The sequence below is a fragment of the Marinibactrum halimedae genome (assembly GCF_021234875.1).
GTDB classification, from domain to species: domain Bacteria; phylum Pseudomonadota; class Gammaproteobacteria; order Pseudomonadales; family Cellvibrionaceae; genus Marinibactrum; species Marinibactrum halimedae.
The window spans coordinates 17,678-44,046 of record NZ_JAJQVM010000024.1 but is presented as its reverse complement, the minus strand read 5'-3'; the positions used below and the strand labels follow the sequence as shown (position 1 = coordinate 44,046).

Here is a 26,369-nt window from a genome sequence, read left to right as displayed (position 1 = left end):
TAACTATTAAGAAGAATTTATGCAGTTTTTGTCTATTCTTTTTAACTGTATGTGATGCGGCCTTATTGTCTAAGGCCGCTTTCATTATATTGAGGTTTTCTCTACTTTTTATCTGTCGTTTTATATCCGTCGTTTTTGTCTAGTCATTCTTTAATTACGAAGAAGTTAAATCAAAACGATCTAGCTGCATTACTTTAACCCAAGCGTTGACAAAATCTTGAGCAAATTTTTCTTTTCCATCATCGGAAGCATACACTTCGGTAATGGAACGAAGTTCAGAATTTGAACCAAAGATCAAATCTACTGGTGTTGCTGTCCATTTTAGGCTATCAGTAGAGCGGTCATAGCCTTCATAAATTCCTTCGTTTGATTTGGATGGACGCCACTCTACGGACATATCCAGTAAGCTGACAAAAAAGTCATTACTTAATGTGCCTGGTGTTTTCGTGAAAACGCCGTGGGAGGTTCCGTTTACATTGGCCCCTAAACTGCGCATACCTCCAATGAGAACCGTCATTTCAGGGACGGTTAATGATAATAGGTCAGCTTTTTCAACAAGCATATCGGTGGGTGAGCGGTAATTGTTTTTCATATTATAATAATTTCGGAAAGCATCGGCTGTTGGCTCAAGCACTGCAAATGATTTCACATCGGTCATGTCTTGGCTTGTGTCCATCCGGCCTGGAGTGAAAGGCACGGTTATGTTTCTATAGCCGGCTTTTTTGGCGGACTCTTCAATGGCAGCCGCGCCTCCAAGAACGATGACGTCAGCAAGGGAGACTTTTTTACCTCGTGATAAGGCATTATTAAAGTCTTCTTGAACTTTTTTCAGTGCTGTTAAGGTCGTTGAAAGTGTCTCTGGCTCATTGATACTCCAGTTTTTTTGGGGTGCCAACTGAATTCGAGCCCCATTAGCGCCGCCTCGCATATCCGTATTTCGATAACTGGAAGCAGATGCCCATGCTGTTTTGATTAGGTCTGTGGTGCTGACGCCAGAAGCTAATATTTTAGATTTCAACTTTTTAATGTCCCGTTCGGAAATCAATTTGTGATTTACCTCAGGAATTGGGTCTTGCCACAGTAGGGTTTCTTTTGGAATTTCACTGCCTAGATAACGAGCGCGTGGGCCTAAATCCCGATGGTTGAGTTTGAACCACGCCTTGGCAAAAGCCAATTCGAATTCTTTTGGGTTTTTATGGAACCGTTGTGCAATTTTACGAAATTCAGGATCTTCTTTAAGAGAAAGGTCTGTGGTAAACATGATGGGGGCGTGACGCTTTCCTTTAATGTGTGCGTCCGGTACTAAATTAGCAGCCGCTTTATTGTCGGGAATCCATTGAATGGCTCCAGCAGGGCTACGGGTTTGTACCCAATTAAAACCAAATAGGTTATCGAGATAATTTGTTGTCCATTGTGTAGGGGAGACACTCCAAGCGCCTTCTAAACCGCTGGTGATAGCATCTTCAGAATGGCCTTTACCGCAGCTATTTTTCCAACCAAAGCCCTGTTGTTCTGTTGAGGCTGCAGCGGGTTCAGCACCAACACAATCTTTCACTTTGTGAGCACCATGGGCTTTACCAAAAGTATGCCCTCCGGCAATTAAGGCGACAATTTCTTCGTCGTTCATTGCCATCCGGCCAAACGACATTCTGATGTCTCTTGCTGCAAGTATTGGATCTGGGTTGCCGTGAGGCCCTTCAGGGTTAACGTAAATTAAACCCATTTCAACAGCACCGACAGGGCCTTTCAAATTACCCTTGGCATCTCGGCGGGAGTCGGTGAGCATTTGTTCTTCTGGCCCCCAATACACTTGATCAGGTTCCCAATCATCTTGGCGGCCACCCGCAAAACCAAAGGTTTTAAAACCCATATCTTCTAAGGCAACATTACCAGTTAAGGCAATAAGGTCGCCCCAAGAAATATTACGCCCATATTTTTGTTTTACCGGCCAAAGTAAGCGACGTGCTTTATCCAAATTTCCATTATCTGGCCAACTATTGAGAGGGTCAAAGCGCTGTTGCCCACCTCCTGCACCTCCTCGTCCGTCATGGATTCGATAAGTGCCAGCGGCATGCCAGGCCATACGAATGAAAAAGGGGCCATAGTGCCCCCAGTCTGCTGGCCACCATGCTTGAGAGTTAGTCAGGGTATTGCGTAAATCTTTTTTAACCGCATTTAAATCTAAACTTTCAAACGCTGCTTTGTAATTAAAGTCGTCACCGTAGGGGTTGGATTCACTTCCATGATCTCGCAAAGCAGAAAGATCCAGTTGCTCAGGCCACCAGAATTGGTTGGACTTTCCTGTAAGTTGTGAGGGTTGAGCTTGTGAATGTGTACTGCTCATTTCTTCAGCATGGGTATTACACACAGCGAAAGAGGTAGAGATAGCAAGAGCGACCAAAGACGGTAAAGCTGATTTTATTCTAATCATGAGTATTTCCTGTAACGATAACAATAACCCTAAATAGCCTAGGGGGCTTGGGCTTTACAAAATAACTGTGTAAAACAAAAGGCTTGTCAAACTATAAGTGCAAATATTCTTTTTGTAGAACTAAAAGTCGATTGAAAAATATTATAGGAGTGATTGAGACAGGTGGGGTGAAGCAGGAAGGGGGTTTTGTTACTGTGAGTTGTCGGTTTTGATATTAGTGTCTTGATAGTAGGGTTTGATATATGAATTATTATGGATTATTCCATTTACACTGAATTCATTCTGAATCTGGATTTAATGGACGGATAAAGTGCTATTGAACATTCAGCAGAATCACCTGCAATGAAACCATGGAGCCGATGATCTTTGTTAATTCTGCTGAATGAGAGGGTAATAGCGTATTATGTTTGAATCATCATAATAAGATTCGTGTTTAAGAAAGCGCGATCACATTTTTAACCAGTTTTGATATTCCCGAATAGACATCCGCTAAATTTGCATCGTTATCCATGTAGGCTGGTGTTGTGACGATTTTATTACTTTCATCCACTACACAATCACTCGTGTCACAAGTATGGTGTTTGGCTCCGAGCTTCTCCAGCTCTGTTGCTGTTTGTTCGTCACTGCCAATAGTCAGGGTGGGGTGTGAATCTCCAATAGATAACGCAATTAAAGCTGGAGCAATGCATACTGCTCCGATGGGTTTTTCAGCATTTTTAAAGTCTTTCACTTTAGTGGCGACCAATTCATCTACAGAGGCGCCACTTCCATCAAAAGCAAAGGAGCACATGTTTTTTGCGACACCAAAACCTCCAGGTATAATTAAGGCATCAAAATCTTTTTCATTTAGCTGGATGATGTCTGCAATGGCACCACGAGCGATTCGGGCAGACTCTTCAAGAATGTTTCGTGATACACCACTAATTTCTTTACCCTCTAAATGGTTAACAGTATGGTGCTGATCTTTATTGAGCGCATAGATACTGTAATTTACCTTTTCGGTATCCAATGCTAGGAGTGTTAATACTGATTCTCTAATTTCTGCACCATCTAAGTAGCCGCACCCAGACAATATAACAGCAATATTTTTCATTATTGATTTCCTTTGAATGTTGATGTGTGTTTCACATCTTACCCTCACATCATAGTAGAGGGGTTTATTCTATGAAATCTTGAAAACAGTCAACTTTTCTCCTCAATCATTCATACGAGTTTTTCTTAATTCAGAGGGTGTCATGCCAAATAGCAACTTAAATTGATCAGTAAATCGAGACTGTGATTGATATCCGCAAGAGGCTGAAATTGTGCCAACACTTTCCATGGTGGTTTGTATTAAGTGCAGCCCGTGCCCTAGTCTCGCTCGAGTTCGAATGGCTTTAACGTCTGTGCCTTCAGATTTTAATTTTCGTCGTAATGTTGACTCGCTCATGAACAGATTTGAAGCTAGGCGTTCAACACACCACTCTTCAGTAATATTGTTACTTATGATGTCATGAACTTGATGGCTGATGCTTGGGGGCTCTGCAATAGCATTGACGTCTTTATATCCGGCTAGGTACATCAAATGCAGCAATTCTTTCTTCCGAAACTGCATAGCATCCATTGGGGCAATGGCTGATAACTCGATCAGTTGGCGTAATGCCGTGTGTAAAATGGGGTGTACATCCCCTTGAAAATACCGTTTGGTTTTTTTTCGATTACCTTTAAGTTGGGAAAAATCCGTATAATCAAACTCAATGAGTATGGCAAAATACTCTTGGTCATTAGGGATATTTCTCATATCTATGTTGGGATTGTTGGATAAAAATACAAAAGAGCCCGTTGGACATACAACATGGTTGTCGCTCCCTAACTTTTTGGTGCCCCCCAATATAAAAATTAATAAAGGTTTATGGATTGGTACATTTGAAATCTTTTGTTCTTTTGTTGAAGAGTAAACAGAGAAGGGAACTTCTTCTCTATCTTTTACCGTATCTTTTGCAAGTGTTATCAGATCTTCCATTGCTTGTGATGTCCTTAGATAAACAAGGTCAGGCAAAACATCATTGTATGCGCCTTCCTTTATTTTGAAAAGGGGCGATCCCTGAGTATCTGAGGCTTACTTTGTTTTTTATAAAACTTTTAGAGAGTTTTCATTCCATTGTTCAGAGTTTTTAGTCTGATAATTAAAAAGATGCAAAAAATACTAAAGAGAAAAATTGAAAGTAAAACCTAAAACGATGCTTTTTTGTTCTTTTTTATCACTGAAAGATAAATCAGAGCCAAGAAGATAAATTTCGCTGTTTTTTGTCCAGGTGTAAAATGCGCCTGCGGTTATGCCGTGCCCATCGCCTGTGTGAGAAGAACCATCGATTAATCGTAGTTGCACATCTTCTATACGACCATAAGATGCGGCGATTCTTCCAAATTTTTCGATGTTACGTTGTACTGAAATATTCAGGTAATCTTCTTTAATACCACCTTCTTTTCTCATGTTTTCAACCGAACCTGATAAAGACCAATTTCTAAACGAATGTCGACTGTAAAGCCTAAATGCTTCGTTGCGGCCACTGCTAAAAGGCATGGATGAGTTTTTCCCCATATCAATATACTGGAAGCCGAATACACTATTGGAAGCTTTGTATTCAATTCCTTCATGAATATCCCCTTCTGAATTGGTGCCACTATAGCCGACTTTTAAATAGAAGTTTCCCATCTTGGGAGAGGTATAAATAAAGGAGTTTTCGGTAAAACCTCGGGTCATGTCTGAAAATCCGAAGTTATTTCCTGCAGGTGTTGTACCTGAAGCGGTGTCCCAAAAAGGATCCCCATTTTTACCTGCGGCTTTATAGGGTGTGGTTAATTTCCCAATAGATACTGAACCGTATTGATCATTGCTGATGGTGAGTGCATTGATAATTTTGAAGCGGTCAATTCTGTTGTCGTCATGATTGAGTGCGGTGAAGTAGTTATATTTTACAGTGGTTTCGCCACATTGATAAGTTAATCCGCCTCCAATTCGTGTGGCATTGTTATGTGTGGTGTTAAATGAAGTGCTACTTTCCTCATCTTTAAGAGTAAAGTCTCCCTTAGAATAACCAACATGTAAGTTAAGATTATAGTTAAAATCACATTCTTGATTGGCGAAAGTGGTTAATGGCAAAAAAACAAAAGAAGAAGTAACTAATAATCGTAATCTATGTATTGTGATCATGACTCTTTCCTGTGTCCCTTTCAGTTAAGTGTGAAATATTTGTATGAAATAAGATGATAAATATCTTGATCATGAAGCAAAAAAATGAACATGATCAAGATAAACACAGTAATGCTTATGGTAAGAATGAAATAAACATACGAGTTGAATTAGGCCAATTGACGCTCTTGTTCGGTATTGTATACCGGTGATGGAGTCTGTGATTCTAAAATAGCCTTATCTATAATCGTTGCAATTTCATAAATATTTGTTGCTTCTATTAGTTCAGCAGCAGAGATGCGTATTTTATCGGTAGGTATTGCGAATTCACTCTCTAGAGTGCTGGCAAATTGCACAATGCCTAATGAAGCCAAGCCACATTCTTCAAGACTCCATTCGGGTTTTACTTCCATACCCGTTGTCTTCTCGATAATGTTTACTACAATCGCAGTGGTATCTTGTTCTTCGGTCACAATGCTATTACCTGATTTAAACCACTTTAAATGTTCAGTAAGCAGGCTAAAACTTCTTCTGAGCATTGGCTCTAATGGCTGAACAATTTTAGCGAAAATAACAACAATGCCGACCACATAGAAATATTCATACCACTCAACTGGAACCGGTTGAGGGCTAAACCAGTAGAAGGTTTTCTGGTGAGTCCACCAATTCCACCATTCGCCTCGTGTTGCAGCGTAATACCACTGTCCTACCATTTGATGGAATAAAAAGCAGGCATACGCTGTTGGGGCTAATGTTTGTGATAAAGGATTAAATCGCAGAAGCCTAGCGGTTATTCCTTGCCCGGTTGTGATTGCAAAAATCCACAGAAGTGTAATGGGGGCAAACAAGCGTCCATAAATATTATCCCAGATGCGATTCACTGTGGAGGGATCAGCAAAGCTATTCGCTTCTTCGGGGCGCATAAAAAATCCGTCCAGAGCAACTTCTGTGACATTAGGGCCGTAAGGAAAATATCCTTGAGCCACTTGTGCAATACTCAGTAATATCATTGTGACCGTGATGGTATCGGCAATGTATCCCCAAATTTTTGCGTTTTTTTGCTCTGATGGTCTGAGTGCATCAAACAAGAAGGCAGCACATATCCCCGCAATAAAATACACCATCCAAAAGGGTGCGAATAAATAAAACCCGAGAATAACTGCGTTATCAGTACCGGCAATGTCTACCTGAGACGGCGTTGGTATCGTTCTCTGACCTGTGAGTGGGTCGAATAAACCATAGCTAGTTGCGTCTACAGCATAGCCGTACCAAAACGATAAAAGAATAAAAAGATTAACACCCAAGGTGAGTAAAGTGAGTGAAAATATTTTTTTAAAATTACCTCTGTTTTTGTACAACGTGTTATACACCCATGGAAAAACAATTAAGCATTGGAAATACATGGAGATGAACCAGAGGTAAAAACCCAGAAACCAAGAGGCTCCCCATAAAGGTGTGGCTTGCAATCCGGTTAAATGAATACCTAAGGATAACAACACATTGGCTAACCATGAGTCTTGCACTAAGGGCGTTCCTTGGCAAAACATTTGATCACTGCCTGCCAATAACGGACTCCAATTAAAAATGGATGAGAAGGTTGAAGGTTGGCAGCTGACAAAAACATTACCTAGGGCAAAGATGACCGCCAGTGCATACAGCGGATACATCCCCAATACTCTTGCTGAGACAAAAGACATCTTTTTATTAATAAAAGACGGCATGATAATCGCGAGAGAAAACCCTGCAACCGCAAAGAACGTATGAACATGCCAGGGGAATTGCCTTAAGTTTGAGAAAGCACTCCAGGATTCGTTAGACCCTATGTGCATAAACATCACATAGCAGGCAAGAATAAATCGAAATCCCGCTAAGGCTGCCCAGTCAACTTTGGGTTTATCTGAATAGGTGGTGGCTTGTGTTGTGGATGATTTCTCGTTGTTTTGAGAAACCGCTTTGATGTCCGGTTTGCCCGTTGGTTGAGTCTCTGTTGGTTGAGTCTCTGTTGATTGGGCCTCTATGCCTAATTTTTCAGCAAGGCCATTACGAATAATTTTTTTACTGGCTGTTCTTGGTAAATCATTATTGTCGACTAATCGCCACACTGACGGTATTTTGAAAGAAGCCAATTTTTTTTCCCTGAGTAACTGCCTCAAATCTTGAACTAATTCAGCTTGTGTGATTTTTGAGGAGGTTGTGCTTTCTAATACAAGTGCACACCCGACTTCCTCACCGTAGAGATCGGAAGGAACTGAAAAACACACTGCAGTTTTTACCGCTGGGTGTTGAATAATAAAACTTTCCACTTCGGCTGGGGCAATCTGCTCTCCGCCTCTTTTTATTAACTCTTTTATTCGCCCTTTCAGAGTTAGCGTTCCTTCCGAGTCTATTTCCCCGAGGTCTCCCGTTAAAAACCACTGTTCTATAGAGTGATTCAAGAGTGAAGGCCGTATAAAACGAGATTGATTATTGGCTTGCGAATTATTCAAATACCCTTCAAATACCGTAGAGCCAGAGATCGCAATCTCGCCTTCAATACCGTAAGGCAGTGGTTGTAATGTTTGAGGGTCAACAATGGCAAGAGACGCGCTAACGGGAACGCCGACAGCGCCTGGGCTTTGCCGCCAATGATTGCCCTCTTGGGGTGGTTGGCAAATGGGCATTAATTCCGACATGCTGTAAGTCGTGATGACTTCACATCCAAAAGTATTTTCTACTCGAATGCGATCGGACTCTTTTAATGCCGCCGCCCCTGAGCGAATCATTCGAATATGGTGACTTTCCCATACGCCGTTATCGTTCAAATAGGTATCGGCGTTTTCTTGAAGAAAACGTGTTGTGGCATTATGAATTGTCGGAACGGCAGAATACCATGTGGGCTTGGGGTTGGAGTGTTCCAGGGCTTCTACCATGCCTTGTGGGGTGTACAAGCTTTCACAGGTAATTGAAGCGCCAACAGTAATACTGCACAGTATGGAAGCACTGATGCCGCCTATATGGTCTAGCGGCATGACACTGTAGGTAATATCTTCATGGGTTATGCCGATACCATCGGCTAATACAGCGGCATTTAACAATAAATCTTGTTGTCGAAGAGGCACCACTTTGGGAATAGAGGTCGTTCCAGAAGTGCGTAATAACAAAGCGTTAGCTGAAGACGGATGAGATAACTTTGGTAAAGTTTGAAAACCTTCAATGGCATTGTGATAAATAAATAAACCAGGCAGTGAATTTCCTCTGGCAGAAGCATGATGAAGCTGAGCTTTACCTTCTTCTTCGTATTGCCTAAAGGCAGTGCGAACTTCTCGTGCATTGACGCCGTCAAACAATATCATGTGTTTTACATCATATTGTTCTAGTGCGAGAAGTGTGTCATCAGCACTCATATTTGTGGAAAAAGGAACGGCACAGGTTTGAGCTGCGATTGAAAGAAAAGCCGTTGCGGCAATAGCGTTTCCTCCGGGAGGGGCTACATAGGCAACGACTTCCCCTGTTTTCACGCCAAGGCGCCTTAAATCGCCTTCGCCTAGAGGTTGGCAAAAGTTCAGCATATCTCCATAAGAAGTGAATAAATTTTCATTTTTTTCTCTTGCGATGCGAAATAACGGAGCCTCCTGGGGTTGGTGTGCTAATGCGTCTAGAATGGTAGTAGCGTGATTTTCAGTGTGCATAGCCACTTCTACCATTTGTACATCAGAGGCGACAGTTCGTGAACTTAACGGACTGGTTTTTTTCCACTTGATAGAAGGACTTTCAAGTGTTGCCATATTTTGTATTTCTGCGTTCCGTGTTTCTGTTTTCGCTGGAGTTGTATTCCGTGTTTCTTGTGTTGCTGTTTGAGACACGAATTGAAATACATTATTTTGAGGGAGAAGGTATTGTCGTATGGTTGTGTTTAATTCAGAGTTTTGCCGTTGACTTCTTGGGATTTCATGCCCTTCAGATAAATAAAATATAGTGTTTGAAGCGGCATTAAGAGACAGGGCTAAAGACTCAGACCAAGGTTTAAAGCTATCTTGCCGACCAATTAAATGAATGATCCGTATCTCATTAGTCATTGTTGGTGCTGAGCCTAGGTTGGCCTGTGATCTTAATTGTGAAAAAGACAGCGGAGCTGCTGCACATGCAATAATGGCAGTGTTGAAAAGAGGCTGATTTTTTAACGAACTCGTTAGAGGGCGTTGACGATGCTTTTCTAAAGCAGCTTGTAATGCATTGTCGTGATGTAAATTAATCAGAAGACTGGCAATGATGCCGCCTTGACTGAAACCAAAAATTCCATCAAAAGGGCCTTCTGTTTCTACAATATTAAGAATTTCATCAAGCGCATCCGAAATTATCGTTAATAATGTGTCTGCATCAATTGCACTGTAGTCTATATTAGTTGGAAACCAGGAAAACCAAGGTCCGGTAAAGATACCGTCTAGCTCTTTGATGCCAGGGCCGGGTTGGTCTGTCGAAATAGGTCCATTAAGGTAGGTGATGTCAAATTCCGTTTCATTGATGGTTAAATTTTCCAGTTGTAACTGTGTTACATGGCTATTACTGCCGCTGCCGTGAAGCGCTAAAAGCTTCACTTTTGCAGCAGATTTCCTTTCATGAGGTTTATTCATATCCGCTTTCCTTCTTAACAGATATCGATTAATAGGAAGTTAGTTCAATGGGTGTAACCTTTTAGCAGTATTCACGGATCTCTCTTTTGGGAGAGATCCTGCTTTTTTAGTAAGGGCTGGTAATAAACCTGACTTAAAAGGTATTTCTGATAGGTGCTTTTAATAGAACGCTTTAGTAAATATCGCTTAATAAGTCGTGTTTAAAAACTATGTAGAACAAGTTATTATTAATGAGAGTAATAATGCTGTGTAATTAATCTCTTTTATACAGTGCTTCAATGGTACTTGAGCCTAAAGAGTGCGCGTTTACCATGTAACCGGTTAATGCGGCTGAAGCGCCTTCAGGAAGTTCTAATTTTTGTGAGAGGGCGTGTACCGTAAACTGATAACGGTGGGTACCGTGACCTTTTGGAGGGCAAGCTCCGCCAAATCCACTTGAACCGTAATCATTACTAATACTGATACTGCCTTCAGGAGTAGCATTTTTAGTTGGATTTCCTGCGCCTGCTGCAAGAGTAGAAACATCTTTGGGAATATTAACCAATTGCCAGTGCCACCAGCCACTGCCTGTTGGTGCGTCAGGGTCATAGGCAAAAATGGCGAAAGCTTCTGTACCTTTGGGGGCACCTTGCCAAGACAGTTGTGGAGATTGATTGCCTCCTGAACAGCCAAATCCTTGAAATTCTTGAGTGTTACTCATGAATTTTCCATTAGAAATATCTTTACTGGATAGAGTGAATGAGTCGGCTGAGGCAAAAGTCGATAGTACTGCGGTAAAGGGTAATACAAAAGGGATGAGTAAAGAACGCATTATATCCTCCGGTTTGGGCTAATTTCTTTAGAGGAGTATGCTAAGGTTTTTGGCGTCAAATGTTAGTTAGAAAACCGTTAATATTTCGCCTTAATCTGTCACTTTAAAAATTTCTTTTAATGCACTAGAGGAAAATATGCCTGGGTGTGGTGTTTTTAGTAAATTGAATTAAATTTTGGAATGCTTTAAAAATTTTTTTGGTTTGTTGGCCTAAGAATAAAAATAGAGTGAGGTTTAGGCTATTATTTTTTTGTTTGAGTTTGGTGCGGCTTGTTATTTTTTGCCCTTAATTAAGGCTTTTCTGATTGGTTTGAAAATTTATTTTTTTGTGATGCTGTGCTCCATTGGTGTGGGTTGTGTTTTATGCTGGTGAGAAATTGTGGTATGCAACACCGAGGGTAGGCCCTCAGTGTTTTAAAGTCGTGTAGTTTAATGTGAATGTCATTTTCATCAATTAGTGTAATTAATCAATATACTCAAACACTCGTACGACTCGTTGAATGCCTTGGGTATTGCTTGCGACATTGGTAATTTTTTCCGCTTGAATGCGAGTGACCATTCCCATTAAATACGCGGTACCATTTTCGGTCACTACTTTGACTCGACTACTGTTTATATCCTGATTGGCGATGAGTTTTGTTTTTAACTTTGTGGCCAACCAGGCATCGTTAGTGGAAGCGATCAGTGACGTATTGCCTTGTACATGCAGTTCGTTGTGAACTTGTCTGACTCGGGGTAAATCGCCTACGACTTTGGCGGCCAAATTACGAGCGCGCTCGGACTGTACTTGGCCACACAATAAAACCACGCCGTTATAAGCATGAACACTGATATTGGCGGCGTCCAGTTCTGGACTGGTTTTATTGAGATTAACCGTAGCGATAGATTCAATCTGTTGATCATCCCAGTAAGTGCCGAAGGTCCGTTTAGACGGGTCAGGGACGATGGGCGTGTCGGTAGAGGCGTTAAGTATGGATGTACAGCCCCCCATAGAAAGTATCGAGAACAGCAGTAGGAGAATAACAAATGTGGGAAAAGGTCTTTGTGTAATCATAATACTCTAATGATTTCAGTGGTTGATTTTTTAAAGACAATAAGAGTGGTATCACGGTTCAGTTTTTTGAATGAGGGGTAATTATTGGTCAGCAGAGATTGTTGTTTTTCATTGACCTCGTGCTTTCCATTGACCTAGTACTCTTTATTGACCTAGTGCTCTTTATTGGTCTAGTACTTTCCATTGACATAGTGCTCTCAATGAAATTACTCCTCTCCATTAAGCTTAGTGCTTTCTATTAAACCCAGTGCTCTTTATTAAACCCAGTACTCTATTAAACAAAGTATTCTTTATTAAGCTTAGTATTCCTCTTCCTCGAGTGGGCCGAATAATTGGTTGTCAATCAGGTCGCATAAACAATAGGTGGACAATAAATGCACTTCATGAATACGCGATTCGGCATCCAAAGGCGCGCGTACTTCTAAATCGTGCATATCCAAAATGGATTGCAATGCGCCATCGTCCCCGCCGGAAAATACCAGCACATGCATGTCACGCTCATGGGCGCTTTCGGCGGCTTTAACGAGGTTCGGTACATCGTTGTTAGTGGTGTACAACACAAGAACATCACCGGGTGACCCCATGGCCCAAATTTGCCGAGAGAAGAGCTCATCGAAATTATCGGGTGAATTAAAGCCGGTATTGGTGGTGGGGCTGGTGTTGAGGCCATAGGCGGCAAAACCTGGGCGTTCACGTTCGAAGTGATCTACAAGGCAGTTCACGAGAATCTGGGCAATGGCAGAAGACGCCCCATTACCGGCGACGAGGATTTTATTTTCACTCAGTAACGCTTGGACAATCAGTTGACTTGCATCCGCAATAAAAGGCGCTAGCGCTTCGCCTGCGTGCATTTTGGCCTCGACACTTTGATGGAAGAGGCTGATGACACGCTCTTCCAACTCGTGGTGCATGTCGTATTCATCGTTCATTTCAAATTCGGTCATTTGCAAGTTCTAATCACTGGCATGTATTGTCCAATTTTTAGTCGGTGTGCGAGCACGTTACCGAATTCTGATTTTATCGCCATTGGCGAGAAAACGTTAGGGAATATCGGTGTAGGCAGAACAAGAAAGCACACTGAAAAATATTCTTAGCGTTTCTTTTTTGTTCGATTTTTCGCAGAACCATTCAAACCGTCTATTGTGACATTTTTTGAGATGATGTGCTCTTAATTCCTAAAAATTGGACATGGCCATCAGTAAGCGTCAAAAGCGCTGGTAATCCATTCAATATTACAGGGTTTGTTTGATGTGTAGTCCATACCGATGACGTCAAAGCGACAATTATGGTGTTGAAAATGAGGGTGTTGAGAAAGAAATCGGTGGGCGGCTTTGATGATTTTTTGCTGTTTGCGTGGCGTGATGGACTCCAATGCAGTGGCAAAATGATTGCGTTTACGCAGCCTGACTTCTACGAAGACCAACGTATTACCATCGAGCATGATTAAATCTATTTCCCCCATTTTGCAGCGATAATTACTGTTTACCCACTGTAAACCCTGGCTCTCTAAATGCACTTTTGCGGCTTGTTCGGCCAATTGTCCTGACGAGGAAGGAGATGAATTGGAAGCTTTTGAGGGACTTGGGTGAGAGGGTTTTTGCGGTTTACTTGGCTTGAAAGGGGGAAACATGGGGCGTCCTGAATGGGTGTTGGCGTCTATTAAGCGAGTCAATGTTTTCTAAGCATAGCCAATGTCTTCTAAGCACAGCCAATGTCGTCTCATCGCCAATACTCTCGAGTGCCTTCCCTGGCATTGCCCATATTAGATCTTGTCGCCCATATCAGGTTGATATCGATATTCGGCTCTAAAGTGGTTTGATTATCTCAGAAGTATCTTCTTCCCGTTCTGTTAAGGTGACAGTAGGTATCAATTGGGCTTCGCCATTACTCATGACGGCCCACGCTTGTTCACGCTCAACACGCCCATTCTCCAGCAAGCGTAATTCTCCAGTAGCGCCGTAGTATCGAGCTTGGGATACTCGCTGTAACTGCTCAAGACGAGGGTAGATATGATAGGCATCCACACCCATGGCATAGAGCTTCTGGTAACCGGGTTGTGGGTGAATATGATTTTGAATGAGCTGTTTTTCGTTGCTGTTTTGATCAAATAACCAAGGTAGGGTGCTGAAGCGAATGCCGTTTAAATCTCGATCACTTTTAGGGTCAGGCTGGCCGCCGTAGAGGTGGCTGGTGCCATACACCGGCACATCACCGGCGTAATGGAAGGCAAGGGTAGGTTTGAGTTGTCGTGCATCACCCGGTGTGGCCACCATAAAGATAAAGTCCACGTCGTCACGGCGGCGGGGTTCAAATTCCATTTTGGTTCCGGTTAGCCTGCGTAAATCCTTCGCTCTTTGTTTACTGCGGTCTACCAGCAGCGCTTCTTCGATGGTTTTTGAGAATTGATTTTGTTGGGCAAAGTTACGGTTGACGATTATCTCCCCACCCAGTTCAACCCAGCGGGCTTCAAATGCGGCGACGGCGCGCTGCCCCCAGTCTCGATGTGAGGCTAAAATCATGGCACGACGATGGCCATCGCGCCAAGCACGATCGGCGGTTTGGCGGCCTTCGTCTTCGGCGGCCAATCCAAATTGATAAAAGTTGTGGGTATCCAGCCCGTTATTGGGCGTGTAGTTCAGCCCAAGTGTCGGCACGGGCATTTCCAAGCGCATGTTTAATTCGGTTAACGGCTCTTTCTGAAGTGGCCCGACCACCGCGCCGGCGCCGTTACTGACGGCCAAATCGTACAGCGCGTTAATGTCTTGGCCATCGGTGTTGTAAACACGAATTTCCGGCACACGGCTGCCTCGGGCGGTCGCGGTGTAATAGCCTGCCATAAAGCCATCTCTAACGGCTTCGCCGGCGGCGGCGAATTTACCGGTTAGGGGTAACAACAAGGCGATTTGTTGTGGCCGTTCGGCCACTAGGCTTTGCAGTAATTCCAAATCACTGGGCAAGGCGTGGCTAGCAGGGTGGTTGGGCCACATTGTTTGCCAGGCTTCCACTTGCTGAAGTTGCATCTCCAAATCGCTTTGATTGTTTTTGCTGATAGTGGCCAAGCTATACCAACCACGTAATAAACTGGTATTGGCCGACAAGCTCAGTTGCTGTAATGAGCTTTCGGGTAGGCTCATGAGGGTTTGCCAAATGGCTTCGTTATTATCGCGCTCTTGCTCTGGGTCGATAATTAACGGCATCATCGCCACCCGCTCATCAATAGAGGCAATGGGCTCACCCACAATGGCAAACAAATCGGCGCGCTGCTGCCGCAGTTGCATTTCTTTTTCGGTGGGCATACGGGTTGCGCGTGTATCCAGTTGCGGATTGGTGAGAATACGTTGGGCGATGTAATACTCCCCTTGGGACGCGGCAAGGGCGCTGTAACCGACAGTAAAGTCAATCAGCTCTTCATCGCTTAAGCGCTGTGGCGTAATGTTGGAAAAGACGGTGGTGGCCCAGTCCACTTCACCCAGTTCCACTAAGGCGAGTGCGGCTTTCAGTTTGATGGCGTCTTTGGTTTCAATCGGCGCTTCACGGGCGGAATCTAACAACGCTTCCACTTGGGCTTGGGTGTAGGTAACTGGGGTAGCAGTCTGTTGTGAAGGGCGAGTATTCTCACCGCAACCGCCTAAGAATAATGCCCCACAGAAAGCGGCGATAACCGCAGCGCGCTGGGGAAACAGTCGACGTGATGACGGCCCGCTAGAGGTAAATGAAGACACGGCCCAATGGGATGAAAATTGAATTAACGAACGCGAATATTTTGTCACTGGCATATTTATTTAGGGGATCGCCCCTCTCTCGTACGGTCAATGGCGGCTGATAGCAAAAATCATAACGGCCATAATGACAACAAATGGTAACAACAACACGATTTGGACAGACTATGACAACGGATCACAACTCCGGTGGAGCACTTTACGGTGGAGTACTTTACATTGTGGCAACGCCCATCGGCAATTTGGCAGACATGGTACCCCGTGCCATTGAGATACTCCAAGCCGCAGACTTAATCGCTGCTGAAGATACCCGGCACAGTCGACGATTATTAGATCATTTCAACATTACCACTGCGATGCAGGCCTATCATGACTTCAGCGATGGTCAAGCAACAGAACGTTTATTAACCAAAGTAAAAGACGGTCAGAAGGTGGCGCTCATTTCTGATGCGGGCACCCCTTTAATTTCCGACCCCGGATTTCGCTTGGTGCAATCGGCTCGTGAGCAAGGCATTCAAGTGGTGCCGGTGCCCGGTGCCTGTGCTTTGATTGCCGCGCTATGTGCCTCAGGCTTACCTACGAATCGATTCCGTTTCGAAGGGTTTTTACCCGCCAAGCCCGGCACTCGAGCGAACCGACTGGAAACCTTGGCAGGGGTGACAGAAACCCTCGTTTTTTATGAAGCGCCTCATCGAATCGAGGCGACCCTTGGTGACATCGCCACCGTTTTCGGGCAAGACCGACGCGTGGTGCTAGCGCGAGAGCTCACCAAAACCTTCGAGACCTTTTTGGATGGCACCGCCGAATCGATTTTAAAATCCATCGAAAATGACCCCAATCAACGTCGGGGGGAAATGGTCTTAATGGTAGCGGGCGCTGAGCCAAGGGCAGACCAAACCCTTGATGACGACACCATTCGTTTAATGGCCATCCTGACCGAATCATTACCGGTAAAGCAGGCGGCTCAATTGGCCGCAGAATACACCGGGCTTAAAAAGAAAACCCTTTATCAGTGGGCGATAGACCAGAAAGGCGACTAACCCCGTAAACCTGAATGTTGCGTTGGTAACATCCATGGCGACATGAAGGGTGACTTGAATGCGGTAATGAATAAGAGTAACCTTCGCGCGCGAAGTCGGCTCGGCAGTCGCTCTTGGAATCTTTCGCATTCGTGCGCAAGTGAACAAGGGAGGAAAGTCCGGGCTCCATAGGGTAGAGCGCCAGATAACGTCTGGGGGGCGAGAGCCTACGGAAAGTGCAGCAGAGAGTAGACCGCCTACGTTGCCTTCGGGCAGCCGGTAAGGGTGAAAGGGTGCGGTAAGAGCGCACCGCGCAACGGGTAACCGCTTGTGGCATGGTAAACCCCGCTCGGAGCAAGACCAAATAGGCCCTCAATGGCGTGACCCGCGCTGAGGGCGGGTAGGTTGCTTGAGGTGTTTGGTGACAAACATCCCAGATGAATGACTGTCCACGACAGAACCCGGCTTACAGGCCGACTTCGCTTTTTTTCTTCTTGGTTTTTCTATTTATTTATTTATCTTTACTCACGTCTCACCACAATCAACCTGCACGCGCCTCAAATTTTAACTATCTTAATAAATTCATGGCGCTTACTTCATTATTACCATTGTTTGATATATGTGAAGCGATTACTCTTTCGCCCTCTTTCACGTAATTAGCGCCTAATTCATATCTTAATTTGAGTATAAAAAACAGTTTGCGGCACAGTTACGCGGTTTGGTGGCTAAAATTTTGTACGATGTACAAACATACATTTTTGCAATCTTTCTAAAAGATTGCCTTTTCGATTTAGAACAGTTTTTAAACAGATAAACAGGGAGCATTCATGGAACAACGAATCGAAACTCATATCCTCTGTGCCTACGGTGGCCGTCATGTTGTTGCTTCAACAGGCACCGCTCAACTTTGGGGGCGTATCCATTCTTGTGCTATCAGCGACAAACCGAATTTCCACGCCGTTGGCGCCTATATGGCCATTCGTGGATTATTAGCTCAGCCTAACAACTTCGATACCCAGACTCGTCACGATAATCAAAGGGTAAAAGTCAAGATAGAGCGAGGGTATGAGTTGTATTACACCCTGCTTCCAGATGGCGATATTTACCTTAATGATATTCAGATTGATTTTGAAGATGAAACTTTGACGCAGGGTGATAAGAAGTCGTATTTGTATAAGATTTCTTCTAGCAATCAAACTTCAGATAAAAATAAGGCGCTTTGGAGAGCACAAGAAATTAATGTTAAGGAGTTAAAAATTGACCCATCATCTGTGACTCATATTTTGGTTGGTGATACTAAGGTTGAAGATGCTGAAAAAGGAGCGATTTATGGGGCACCAGTAATCAACTCAGGTCATCCGGGCCACGAAGTAAATGCAGGTGATACTTTTTATATGTTTCATTACCCTAAAAAGCGTGGCTTAAAAGGGTTTGTGAAATCCTTTGAAAAAACAGAGCCCGTTAATAAGAAAGATAAGTTTGTGAATGAAATTGCTTCTGTAGTTGCAGGTGCTGCCCGAATCAGTGCAGCAGAATATCAACGTCGTAAAAATTCAGCTGAGAAAGCTACTCAAAAGCTGGCGAATAATGATAAGGCTGCTGCCCATCTTGTAAATACTAATTTTGGTAATATCTCAACTAAAAATCGTGATGATATTATAAAAGAGAAGAATGTTGCTAAAGCTCAGAAGGCAAAAGCTTTAAATATTGCGGCTGCGAAGAAGGTGGGACTACCAGACCCTGTGGTTTGTTGGACGGTAAATGGTAATGGAGATAAAGTGTTTAAGACGGCGGTTGAACGGGTGGCGGCCAATCAGCAATTTCAAAATTATTATCATTGTCCAGATACTCCAATGTATGAACAACTAAATGGACGTAAATTGCAGCATGTTTTTTTGAATAACTATACCGTTAACGACAATAGATTAGACCGTGCGATGTCTAATATTGGTATGGAGTGGAGTGAGAAAAGGGGTACGCGTAGTCCAGTAAGTTTAAAAAATCATATACTTGATGGCATATTCTCCAGTGAATATGCATTGTTGAAGCGCCGTACTCAAATATCGTCGTGTGATCAAGAACGAGCACAATTACATCCGGCTTTCTCTGCGACGAGTAAAGAAGCAAAAAGTCAGGCCATTAATAACAAGGCTCCATTACTCAGTAAGCATGGTATGGCCGGAGCAGGGATACGAGCGGGTAACGCCGCCTCTAAAGCCGCGAAAACGGCTGGGGCTGCTGCAGCACTTGCTGCTACCAGTGAATTGGAGGCTATTGTTAATAGTTCGGGTACGCTTATAGAAAAAGCATCAACAGTATTGCATGGTACTGCGGGAACAATCTACAAAACGGTACAAGTGGTTTCAGAAATTGGTGCTAGCAACCCTGGAGCAACGGCAGTAGCAGGAGGGGCAGTTGTAGCCTTTACAATTGGGAAGTTTATTTACAGTGGAGCATTACAGAAATCTAAATTGCTGTTTGGCCAAATGAAGCATGGTGACCTAAGTTCAATGCCTACAAGTAGCTTATCGGATCTTAAAACGGCAGTCTCTTTTCGCTCTAATTATGATCTGTGATAATTTTTTTAATTTACGGAAGTTATTATTTTTATGCTATTTGGTACTACTAAAAATCCAAAAGGGCCAGATCTAAATAAAGCAGTACCAGTGAGATGTAACCTTTCTGGTACTAGATTACTGTTTTTAAAGCCTTTGCGAAATACTCCCAAACCCCAGATCAAAGGAAAAGATATAGAGGCAGATCTTCCTCTTTCTTTTGATATTAATATTTATTCTTCAGATAATTTCATGAGAGTGGAAGAGCGATCATGGGGTCTTTGTTTTGTCGAAGAAGAATACAAATACAAAGGAATTCCTTTATATAATCCCGATGTCGGGGGAATGGTGTTTAGTGCATCCTTGCGTAAAGCTTGTGATTATTCTAATCTCCTACTGGCATCACATTACGAAGCGTGGCTTCAGGATGATATGAATGCTTATTTTTCTCCCGGTGAAGGCTCTCCCTTTGATGAATGGATGGATCAATACCCATTATTTTGGCAAGTTTTTTCCTTGCCCAAGACTCAATGTCTGCAATGGATTGCTTATGCGGTACAAAAGTTGAATTGTGAACGAGGTGATCAGACCACTTATTTTGTTCGTTCTGCTATTACATCGGAGCATGAGTTGGTTTTTTCATTCAAAACATTAACTGATGATTATGATTCAGGGGCGTTTGAGCTTTTTAAGAAAATAGTGCGTTTCATATTGATAAATATTGAGATAAATCTGGCTCCATCGTTAATGTCTGAAATAAGGGAGTTGGAAGAGAAAGGGGAGCGAAACTTTAGTGAAAGAAAGAACATAATACGTTTTGATGATGCCCCTAGGCATGAATTTAGCAATTATGATCTGTTAGATGACCCCAATCTCTACTTTGCTAAGCTCGGCAAAACCGTGGATCGCCGCCTCTGGGTGGAAGAGTCGTAGTGCTGTGAATTTTGTCGTTTAGCGAAAGAGGCTTTATCGAAAAGACGCGAATTTTCTATGCCTTGTATGGTGCAGCCATCATGATATGACTGCACTTTTCGGACTCTATGCTTGTACTCGATTGACAATCTTCTCCGCAATCATTTTCGCATTTTCACCTTTCAAGATACCTAAATGGTCACCGGAAATGGAATGGGATTCTGGGGTGCCTAGGGTGTAGTGGCTCCAGCCGCAGTCAGTGGATTTTGTGTAGCCAAAGCCTTTATTTTCTAGCCCGGCTTTAAAAACCAGCGTGGCATCACTGATGTCCATGGGGGTGGCTTGCTTTTCGTAGCGCCACCAAGCTTCTTCATAAGCATTACGCACATTGACGTTGTTAATACCACTATCAGACATTTTATTGAATTTATATTGCTTGCGGTTACGCTGAAAGTATTGCCAATGCTTGTGTAGGGTAAATAATGCTTTTTGAAAACTATTGGGTGCAGAAGCTCTGTATTCTGGCTCGGGCAAGACAAAATCCAGCAATGTGAGCAGTTCGATGGTTTCGTTGTATTGGCGGAGCTGTCGAGCAATTTCAAAGGCAATAACGCCACCAAATGAAACCCCAGCCAGCCGGTATGGGCCTTCAGGCTGAATTTGTTTAATGGCTTCTATGTATTGCTTGGCCATGTTTTCTACGGATAGTTCTTGTGAACTTTGGTGGTTGGATAATAATTTTCCTTCAATGGGAAGATAGACACCATACGCTGGTATTTTACCTTCTAGGTGTTGAGCCAATTCTTTGTATAACTCAATTCCACAAATAAAAAATAACGGCGAACTTGGATTGTTGGAATTGAGGGGGATAATGTCGGCATTGTCTTCCTGTTCGCTGGTCCCGCCGATGCGTTTGGCTTGCTCTCGTATGGTTTTTTCTTCAAATGCAAGGCTCATTGGCAATTGAGTATCAAACATATCATTAAGCTGATGAGCCAGTTGTACGGCACTGATAGACTGCCCCCCTAAAGCAAAGAAGTTATCCGTTACACCAAAATCGTCACGGTGCAGTATTGACGACCATAAGGTAAAAATGCGCTGCTCGATGTCCGTCTCCGGTTTTATGGCGGGGTCATTCCCGGTGTAGGTTAGGTAATACCGCAGCTGTTTAGGGTCAATGTTCTTGGTATCTCTGTGTGCTTCTGAGGAGACGGAATTGGAAGAACATACCGGGGAATGTTCGGAAAATTCAATGGCTGAGCATTCAAATGCCTGGGATGCAAAAGAGCCATTAAGTGTAATGCGTGATGGTGTTTTTTTAGTTTGCTGGGGGTTAATAAATCCGAAGCCCATTGAGGTGGTGCTGGTAATGGTTTCGGTATTGAGTGCGGCAACAGAGGGGGCTGTGCGTGCAACGCCCACCATTCTATTGCAAGGCGGCAGTGTTAGCAGGCTTTTTAAAGTGATAAGGCCGTCATTTACGTCTATAGAATGCAGCCCAGACGTACTCGGCTCTAATGGAGTGCTTTGGTCAGCACTCATGCCAATACCTTGCCATTGGCTCCAGGCAAAGGAAGAGCAAGCAAGGCCATGTTGTTCGCGGGCATGGAGAGCTAATTCATCAATATAGCGGTTCGCAGCGGCATAGACCGGTGACAGGCTTGCCGGTATTTCACTCAGAGTGGAAGAGAAAAAGTAGGCTCGTATGTGTGGGTGTAACGTCGCTAAATGAACGGCGGTATTGGCGCCTTCAATTTTGGCGTGTATATCTTGCTCGATAAAGGCATCGGTGTATTGATCCAGTGGCATTTCCCGAACCTGTCCGGCCAGATGAAAAATGGCCTTTGCGGTAACGGATTGTTTGTTTTCCAATTGTGAAATGCATTCGTTAATTAATTCTTTATCTGAAAGATCATAAGTATCGTAATGCACTTTCCCAATGCTATTTAATTCTTGAAGGCGAGACTGAATAAGCTGAGATTTGGAATTTTGCTTATCAAGTTGTGTGCGGCCAATAATCAGAAGGTTGACGTCGAAAGTATTGATCAGCCATTTAGACAACTCGTAACCGATGCCACCCAAGCCGCCAAAAAGAATAATTAGGTCTTGAGGGTTAAAAGGCGAATCTGATGATGGTGTCGGGGTGGCAGCGCGAAAATGTTTTACTTTTCTTTCAGCGCGATTTTCATGAACAAGAAGCTGTATTTCTCGTTCGCTACAGCAATCATGGATTTCTTTGCTCAGAGCGATAGCCATTCTATCGACCATGAAGGGGTTCGACGTGTACTGGTCAGAAGTTCGTTGTTCAGAAGTACGTTGTTCAGAAGAAGGTTTGTCTGAAGAGGTGGCGTTACTTTGCAAAAATATCGTTTTAATATTTACATTAAGAGGTGTTGCCGTTAATGGCTGAAGAGCGCAATGGTAAAACGCTGATAAAGCTGCGCCACGCTGTTGTACTTGTGATGTTGTTTCAGTGTGAGGTGAATGAATGAGTAACACAATATTGGCAAGGTTATGTTCTTGTCCATACGTTTTTGCGGCGAAACAAAAATCACGGGCGTTGATAAGAAGATTCTCTAGTGGTTGCTCTGATAACGTTTTTTCCGATATCACCATAACCAAAGTGGATGAAAGCTCCGGGAGTAATTGCTTGGCGTGATCCAATACCTGTTGAAAGAAGTCAATATTATTCGCCTTGTCTTGTTTTGGGTGGTAAGTGTGAGCAATATCAATTACTTGTTGTGGGTGCGAATAATGATCTGGTTGGTGCATCCATGAGGCAGGAGATTTTGAGTCATCAGTGAAAAAGAGCGTTTGACCTGATTGATTGAAGTGTATGTCTTTACTGGATTTGATGTTGTCTTTGGCATACCAACCCCATTCAATAAACCAATCGGGGATGACTCGATGATTATTGAGTAAAATATCCGCCTGTTTCAGGGAATCATGATAGTTTCCTTGGGCAAACTCGGTGACCATTTTTGAACGCTGTATTTTTCCAATCGGCGTTTTGGGAATGCTGTCAGGCTTAAGAGGGATTAAATATTCAATGGCTACACCAATGGATTGTGAAATTTCTTCATGAATGTGTTTCATGGTTTTAATGAGATCCAGTGTATTCCAATACTCTGGGCTGAAAATAACCGCTAAACATTCCTCGCCGGTGTCTAATGAACGAACGGAAATGGCAGCCGAAAAAGACGTTAATGTCCCCTCGGTATTGTCTACTAATTTTTCGATTTCAGAGGGGAAGTAATTTTTGCCATTGATGATGATGATATCCTTAGTTCTGCCGCTGAGATAGAGATCGCCATCGAGCAAAAAGCCTTTATCCCCGGTATCCATCCAGCCATCTTCCAGAAAAATGCGATTGGCCTCTGGATTATTAAAATAGCCTGGCGTCACTGCCACGCCTTTCATATGCAGTCGACCAATAATACCCTCTGACACAATGTGATTATGATCATCCACAATACGCATACTCATGCCATCAATGATTGGACCAAGGTTGGTAATGGCCACCGCATTGGGGTGTTTTTCCCCTACAAAGCGTAGAGTACCTTTGAGGCTATCTCGATCAATAAAAACTTCTTTTACATTATCTTTTGAAAATCTGTCTTTTGAAAATTTGTCTTTTGATAAACCCTCTTTTGGTAAATCGCCTTCTTGTGGAGTATTGTCTTGATTATCATTTGCTGACGTAAGGGAAGGTGTTGGCCTAAGAGCATAGTTTACACCCGAGCCCATTTCAGCCATACCAAAGGCCGGGGTAATCACATTGGTATGCAATCCATAGGGCTTTAATAAATGCAGAAATTGTTTAGTGGTGCTGCCAGAGACAGATTCTGCGGCGGTGAGAAAAAGTTTAACGCACTGTAAATCCCATCCATGATTGTATTTGTTGTCTTTTAGTGTGCTATTGACATTTTCATACGCAAAATTGGGTGCCCAAGTATGGGAAATTCGGTATTGATTTATGGTGTGTAGCCAATTTAATGGGTCGGACAACACATGCTCTTTTGAGCAATACACCATTGAGCAGCCGAGGTCGATACACCGAATATGCCAGTCGGAGATACTGCCAATATGATCAAAGGGAAGCCAATTTAAAATAACGTCTTGTTGACTCGCTTGCATTGCGCTATTGGCGCCTCGTCCACGCGCAATTACGTTTCGATGGGTCATTTGAATGCACTTGGGGGTGCCTGTGCTACCTGAACTGAGGCACATAAACGCTACATCATCGGGGTGAATTTTATTCGTTTCAATAACATTGGCTTCAACATTGCCAGTTTCAGATTGGTGTAATGAGGGGTAGGGGATAACACGATTACCCTTGCGGCTGTTTTTTAGAGTGTCTAATTGAGAAAGCGATGCTTGATGTTGTTCATCACAAATGACAATCGGTTCTTCCAGCAATGTCCACACATTAATCAGTTTTTGTATTTCGTTACTGTTGGGGGTGTTTTGCTTGGCGATGGCAGTGATGACGGGAATGTGCTGTGCAAATAAGCATCCCCAAAATGCCGTTAAAATTTCGATGGGGTGTTCTAGATAAAGAATTACCGGTGATCGTGTAGGCAACTGTTGTGATAATAAATTCAATGCCATTGCATTAGCGTGGGCGAGTAATTCAGAAAACGATTGCTGAACGATTTTCCCATCGTTTTGAAGATAAGTGATGCCTTGTTCTTTTTGGGTTTGTGCGGTTTTTATCAAACACTCTGGCAGGGTTAAGGGCGCGTTTTCTTGATCCTGGCTTAAGGGTTTACTGGTAAACGCCGGTAATTGTTGGGAGTCCTGTAAAGGATACTTTTCATCGAGAATGTCTTTTTCTCGGGAGGAAACAACCGAATTAGCAGTACGGGCTGGGGGGACTAAGCTGTAGCGATGAATGGGGTCTGCTTTGTCTGGCGTATGAAAGGGCACACACAAGAGAGATTGATAAGATGGATTTTTCTCTTGCAGTGTCTTTTTCCATTGTTTTGATAGCGATTGTGTATGTATAAGGAGAGGATAAAGTTTACTTTCGTCGACGCTACCCTGATTGGTGAGAGGCAGAGCAGAGATTTGCAGCCATTCATCGGCGAGGAGGTTTAATTCGGGAATATCATGACGCAAAGGTTCATTGGCAACCACAAAAGCGACATTTTTTATCGTATATTCAGCAGGGAGTGTTAATACATAGGTTTCTTTTACAATAGGGGGGATAAGGCTTTCTTGTTGTTTGCTTATGTGCTGAGTCAATGATTTCGGTGGTGCTGAAGTTTTGAAACTTGCCAGATTGCTTTCAGATTCTGGTTTTCGATCAGTTATAGTTTTATTCACGATTATTACTCCTTAAACCCCTAATTAATATAAGCCTTGGCAATAAGTTAAAAGTTAGACGCAACAGAGACGCCACAGAGACAAGGCTCTGTGCTCAATCATTCAGTTTTACGTGTGGAGTGCCTGTGATTTATTTTTATTGAGTCTGTGTTAGGTAAACCTACTCAGTAACTTCTCAAAGCATTTTGTATGCCTTTTTCTTTTAGTATCGAAAACATCGTAAAAAAGTGGCACATGTTCCCGCTTTATTTCAGCTTAAATATCAATTTATGTCATATGTTGATGTAGTACTTATATCTTCTTTTGTAACAAGTGAACATGAAAGTTAACAGTGGTAAATAGTGGTTGATGAATCTTAATTCGGAATAAAAAAGACACTTCTTAAGAATCTTTTTTGAAATAATGTATTTGTGATCGATTCGTTATTAATTTTGAGGTGTTATTTGGTAGAGCTGTTACTTGGTAGCCGCTGTTATTGGATGGAACCATTCATATTGAATGGGCAGTTGAAGAAGCTGATGGGCAGCAGAAGTTGCAATATGGCGTACACACACACTATTTAAGACACAGAACTCAAAGCACCGTGGATAGCCACAATAATCATAAGGGCAATGGTAGGAGGGAGTGGTGTGGATGAAGCCTTTCTAGAGGTTCTAGAAAGACAACAGTGTCGTTAGTGAGTGCTTGGCATGAGAAATCGGCAGGTGTAATCAAGCCGAATAAAGTTGAAATTTTGTAATGGAATGATTTTGAGGTCA

The 26,369-nt window shown here is 43.1% G+C and carries 14 protein-coding genes and 1 other RNA gene; 4 read left to right on the top strand and 11 right to left on the bottom strand.

Annotated elements, in window-relative coordinates; translation table 11 throughout:
* Positions 1-154: 154 nt before the first annotated feature.
* From katG to LU351_RS14135, 10 genes are all read right to left on the bottom strand, one after another.
* Entirely contained in the window at positions 155-2,431 is a 2,277-nt protein-coding gene (gene katG / locus LU351_RS14180) for a catalase/peroxidase HPI (RefSeq protein WP_232594745.1), read from the bottom strand.
* Positions 2,432-2,864: 433 nt separating this feature from the next.
* Positions 2,865-3,524, bottom strand: coding sequence for an isoprenoid biosynthesis glyoxalase ElbB (gene elbB, locus LU351_RS14175; protein WP_232594744.1), 660 nt, complete (start codon positions 3,522-3,524; stop codon positions 2,865-2,867).
* Positions 3,525-3,626: 102 nt separating this feature from the next.
* Entirely contained in the window at positions 3,627-4,433 is an 807-nt protein-coding gene (locus LU351_RS14170) for a helix-turn-helix transcriptional regulator (RefSeq protein WP_232594743.1), read from the bottom strand.
* A gap of 183 nt (positions 4,434-4,616) precedes the next feature.
* Complete coding sequence (locus LU351_RS14165; protein WP_232594742.1) at positions 4,617-5,624, bottom strand: porin; 1,008 nt, start codon at positions 5,622-5,624, stop codon at positions 4,617-4,619.
* Between the two features lie 149 nt (positions 5,625-5,773).
* The gene (locus LU351_RS14160; protein WP_232594741.1) at positions 5,774-10,213 is read right to left on the bottom strand and encodes an AMP-binding protein; all 4,440 of its coding nucleotides are present in this window, start codon (positions 10,211-10,213) and stop codon (positions 5,774-5,776) included.
* Between the two features lie 253 nt (positions 10,214-10,466).
* On the bottom strand, positions 10,467-11,024 hold the full coding sequence (locus LU351_RS14155; RefSeq protein ID WP_232594740.1) for a YbhB/YbcL family Raf kinase inhibitor-like protein: 558 nt from the start codon (positions 11,022-11,024) through the stop codon (positions 10,467-10,469).
* Between the two features lie 463 nt (positions 11,025-11,487).
* The gene (locus LU351_RS14150; RefSeq protein ID WP_232594739.1) at positions 11,488-12,078 is read right to left on the bottom strand and encodes a BON domain-containing protein; all 591 of its coding nucleotides are present in this window, start codon (positions 12,076-12,078) and stop codon (positions 11,488-11,490) included.
* 299 nt (positions 12,079-12,377) lie between these two features.
* Positions 12,378-13,022 (bottom strand): SIS domain-containing protein, encoded by a 645-nt coding sequence (locus tag LU351_RS14145; protein WP_232594738.1) that lies wholly within the window; start codon positions 13,020-13,022, stop codon positions 12,378-12,380.
* A 251-nt stretch (positions 13,023-13,273) separates the two neighbouring features.
* Complete coding sequence (locus tag LU351_RS14140; RefSeq protein WP_232594737.1) at positions 13,274-13,708, bottom strand: YraN family protein; 435 nt, start codon at positions 13,706-13,708, stop codon at positions 13,274-13,276.
* A 175-nt stretch (positions 13,709-13,883) separates the two neighbouring features.
* Entirely contained in the window at positions 13,884-15,854 is a 1,971-nt protein-coding gene (locus LU351_RS14135; protein WP_232594736.1) for a penicillin-binding protein activator, read from the bottom strand.
* A gap of 110 nt (positions 15,855-15,964) precedes the next feature.
* On the opposite strand from LU351_RS14135, the gene rsmI reads away from it, so the two are divergent.
* The 4 genes from rsmI (at position 15,965) to LU351_RS14115 (ending at position 20,304) form a co-directional block, all read left to right on the top strand.
* The gene (gene rsmI, locus LU351_RS14130; RefSeq protein WP_232594735.1) at positions 15,965-16,837 is read left to right on the top strand and encodes a 16S rRNA (cytidine(1402)-2'-O)-methyltransferase; all 873 of its coding nucleotides are present in this window, start codon (positions 15,965-15,967) and stop codon (positions 16,835-16,837) included.
* A gap of 91 nt (positions 16,838-16,928) precedes the next feature.
* An RNA gene (gene rnpB / locus LU351_RS14125) (RNase P RNA component class A) lies at positions 16,929-17,301 on the top strand.
* Positions 17,302-17,643: 342 nt separating this feature from the next.
* Complete coding sequence (locus LU351_RS14120; protein ID WP_232594734.1) at positions 17,644-19,392, top strand: hypothetical protein; 1,749 nt, start codon at positions 17,644-17,646, stop codon at positions 19,390-19,392.
* 33 nt (positions 19,393-19,425) lie between these two features.
* The gene (locus tag LU351_RS14115; RefSeq protein ID WP_232594733.1) at positions 19,426-20,304 is read left to right on the top strand and encodes a hypothetical protein; all 879 of its coding nucleotides are present in this window, start codon (positions 19,426-19,428) and stop codon (positions 20,302-20,304) included.
* Between the two features lie 105 nt (positions 20,305-20,409).
* On the opposite strand, the gene LU351_RS14110 is transcribed toward LU351_RS14115, so the two are convergent.
* Complete coding sequence (locus tag LU351_RS14110; RefSeq protein WP_232594732.1) at positions 20,410-25,611, bottom strand: AMP-binding protein; 5,202 nt, start codon at positions 25,609-25,611, stop codon at positions 20,410-20,412.
* Between the last annotated feature and the right edge of the window lie 758 nt (positions 25,612-26,369).

What these genes read in the sequence shown, in the direction of transcription:
- LU351_RS14140 (WP_232594737.1), bottom strand. Translation starts at nt 13,708, where the DNA reads ATGTTTCCCCCTTTCAAGCCAAGTAAACCGCAAAAACCCTCTCACCCA.
- LU351_RS14145 (WP_232594738.1), bottom strand. Translation starts at nt 13,022, where the DNA reads ATGACCGAATTTGAAATGAACGATGAATACGACATGCACCACGAGTTG.
- elbB (WP_232594744.1), bottom strand. Translation starts at nt 3,524, where the DNA reads ATGAAAAATATTGCTGTTATATTGTCTGGGTGCGGCTACTTAGATGGT.
- LU351_RS14170 (WP_232594743.1), bottom strand. Translation starts at nt 4,433, where the DNA reads ATGGAAGATCTGATAACACTTGCAAAAGATACGGTAAAAGATAGAGAA.
- katG (WP_232594745.1), bottom strand. Translation starts at nt 2,431, where the DNA reads ATGATTAGAATAAAATCAGCTTTACCGTCTTTGGTCGCTCTTGCTATC.
- LU351_RS14160 (WP_232594741.1), bottom strand. Translation starts at nt 10,213, where the DNA reads ATGAATAAACCTCATGAAAGGAAATCTGCTGCAAAAGTGAAGCTTTTA.
- rsmI (WP_232594735.1), top strand. Translation starts at nt 15,965, where the DNA reads ATGACAACGGATCACAACTCCGGTGGAGCACTTTACGGTGGAGTACTT.
- LU351_RS14135 (WP_232594736.1), bottom strand. Translation starts at nt 15,854, where the DNA reads ATGCCAGTGACAAAATATTCGCGTTCGTTAATTCAATTTTCATCCCAT.
- LU351_RS14150 (WP_232594739.1), bottom strand. Translation starts at nt 12,078, where the DNA reads ATGATTACACAAAGACCTTTTCCCACATTTGTTATTCTCCTACTGCTG.
- LU351_RS14165 (WP_232594742.1), bottom strand. Translation starts at nt 5,624, where the DNA reads ATGATCACAATACATAGATTACGATTATTAGTTACTTCTTCTTTTGTT.
- LU351_RS14155 (WP_232594740.1), bottom strand. Translation starts at nt 11,024, where the DNA reads ATGCGTTCTTTACTCATCCCTTTTGTATTACCCTTTACCGCAGTACTA.
- LU351_RS14120 (WP_232594734.1), top strand. Translation starts at nt 17,644, where the DNA reads ATGGAACAACGAATCGAAACTCATATCCTCTGTGCCTACGGTGGCCGT.
- LU351_RS14115 (WP_232594733.1), top strand. Translation starts at nt 19,426, where the DNA reads ATGCTATTTGGTACTACTAAAAATCCAAAAGGGCCAGATCTAAATAAA.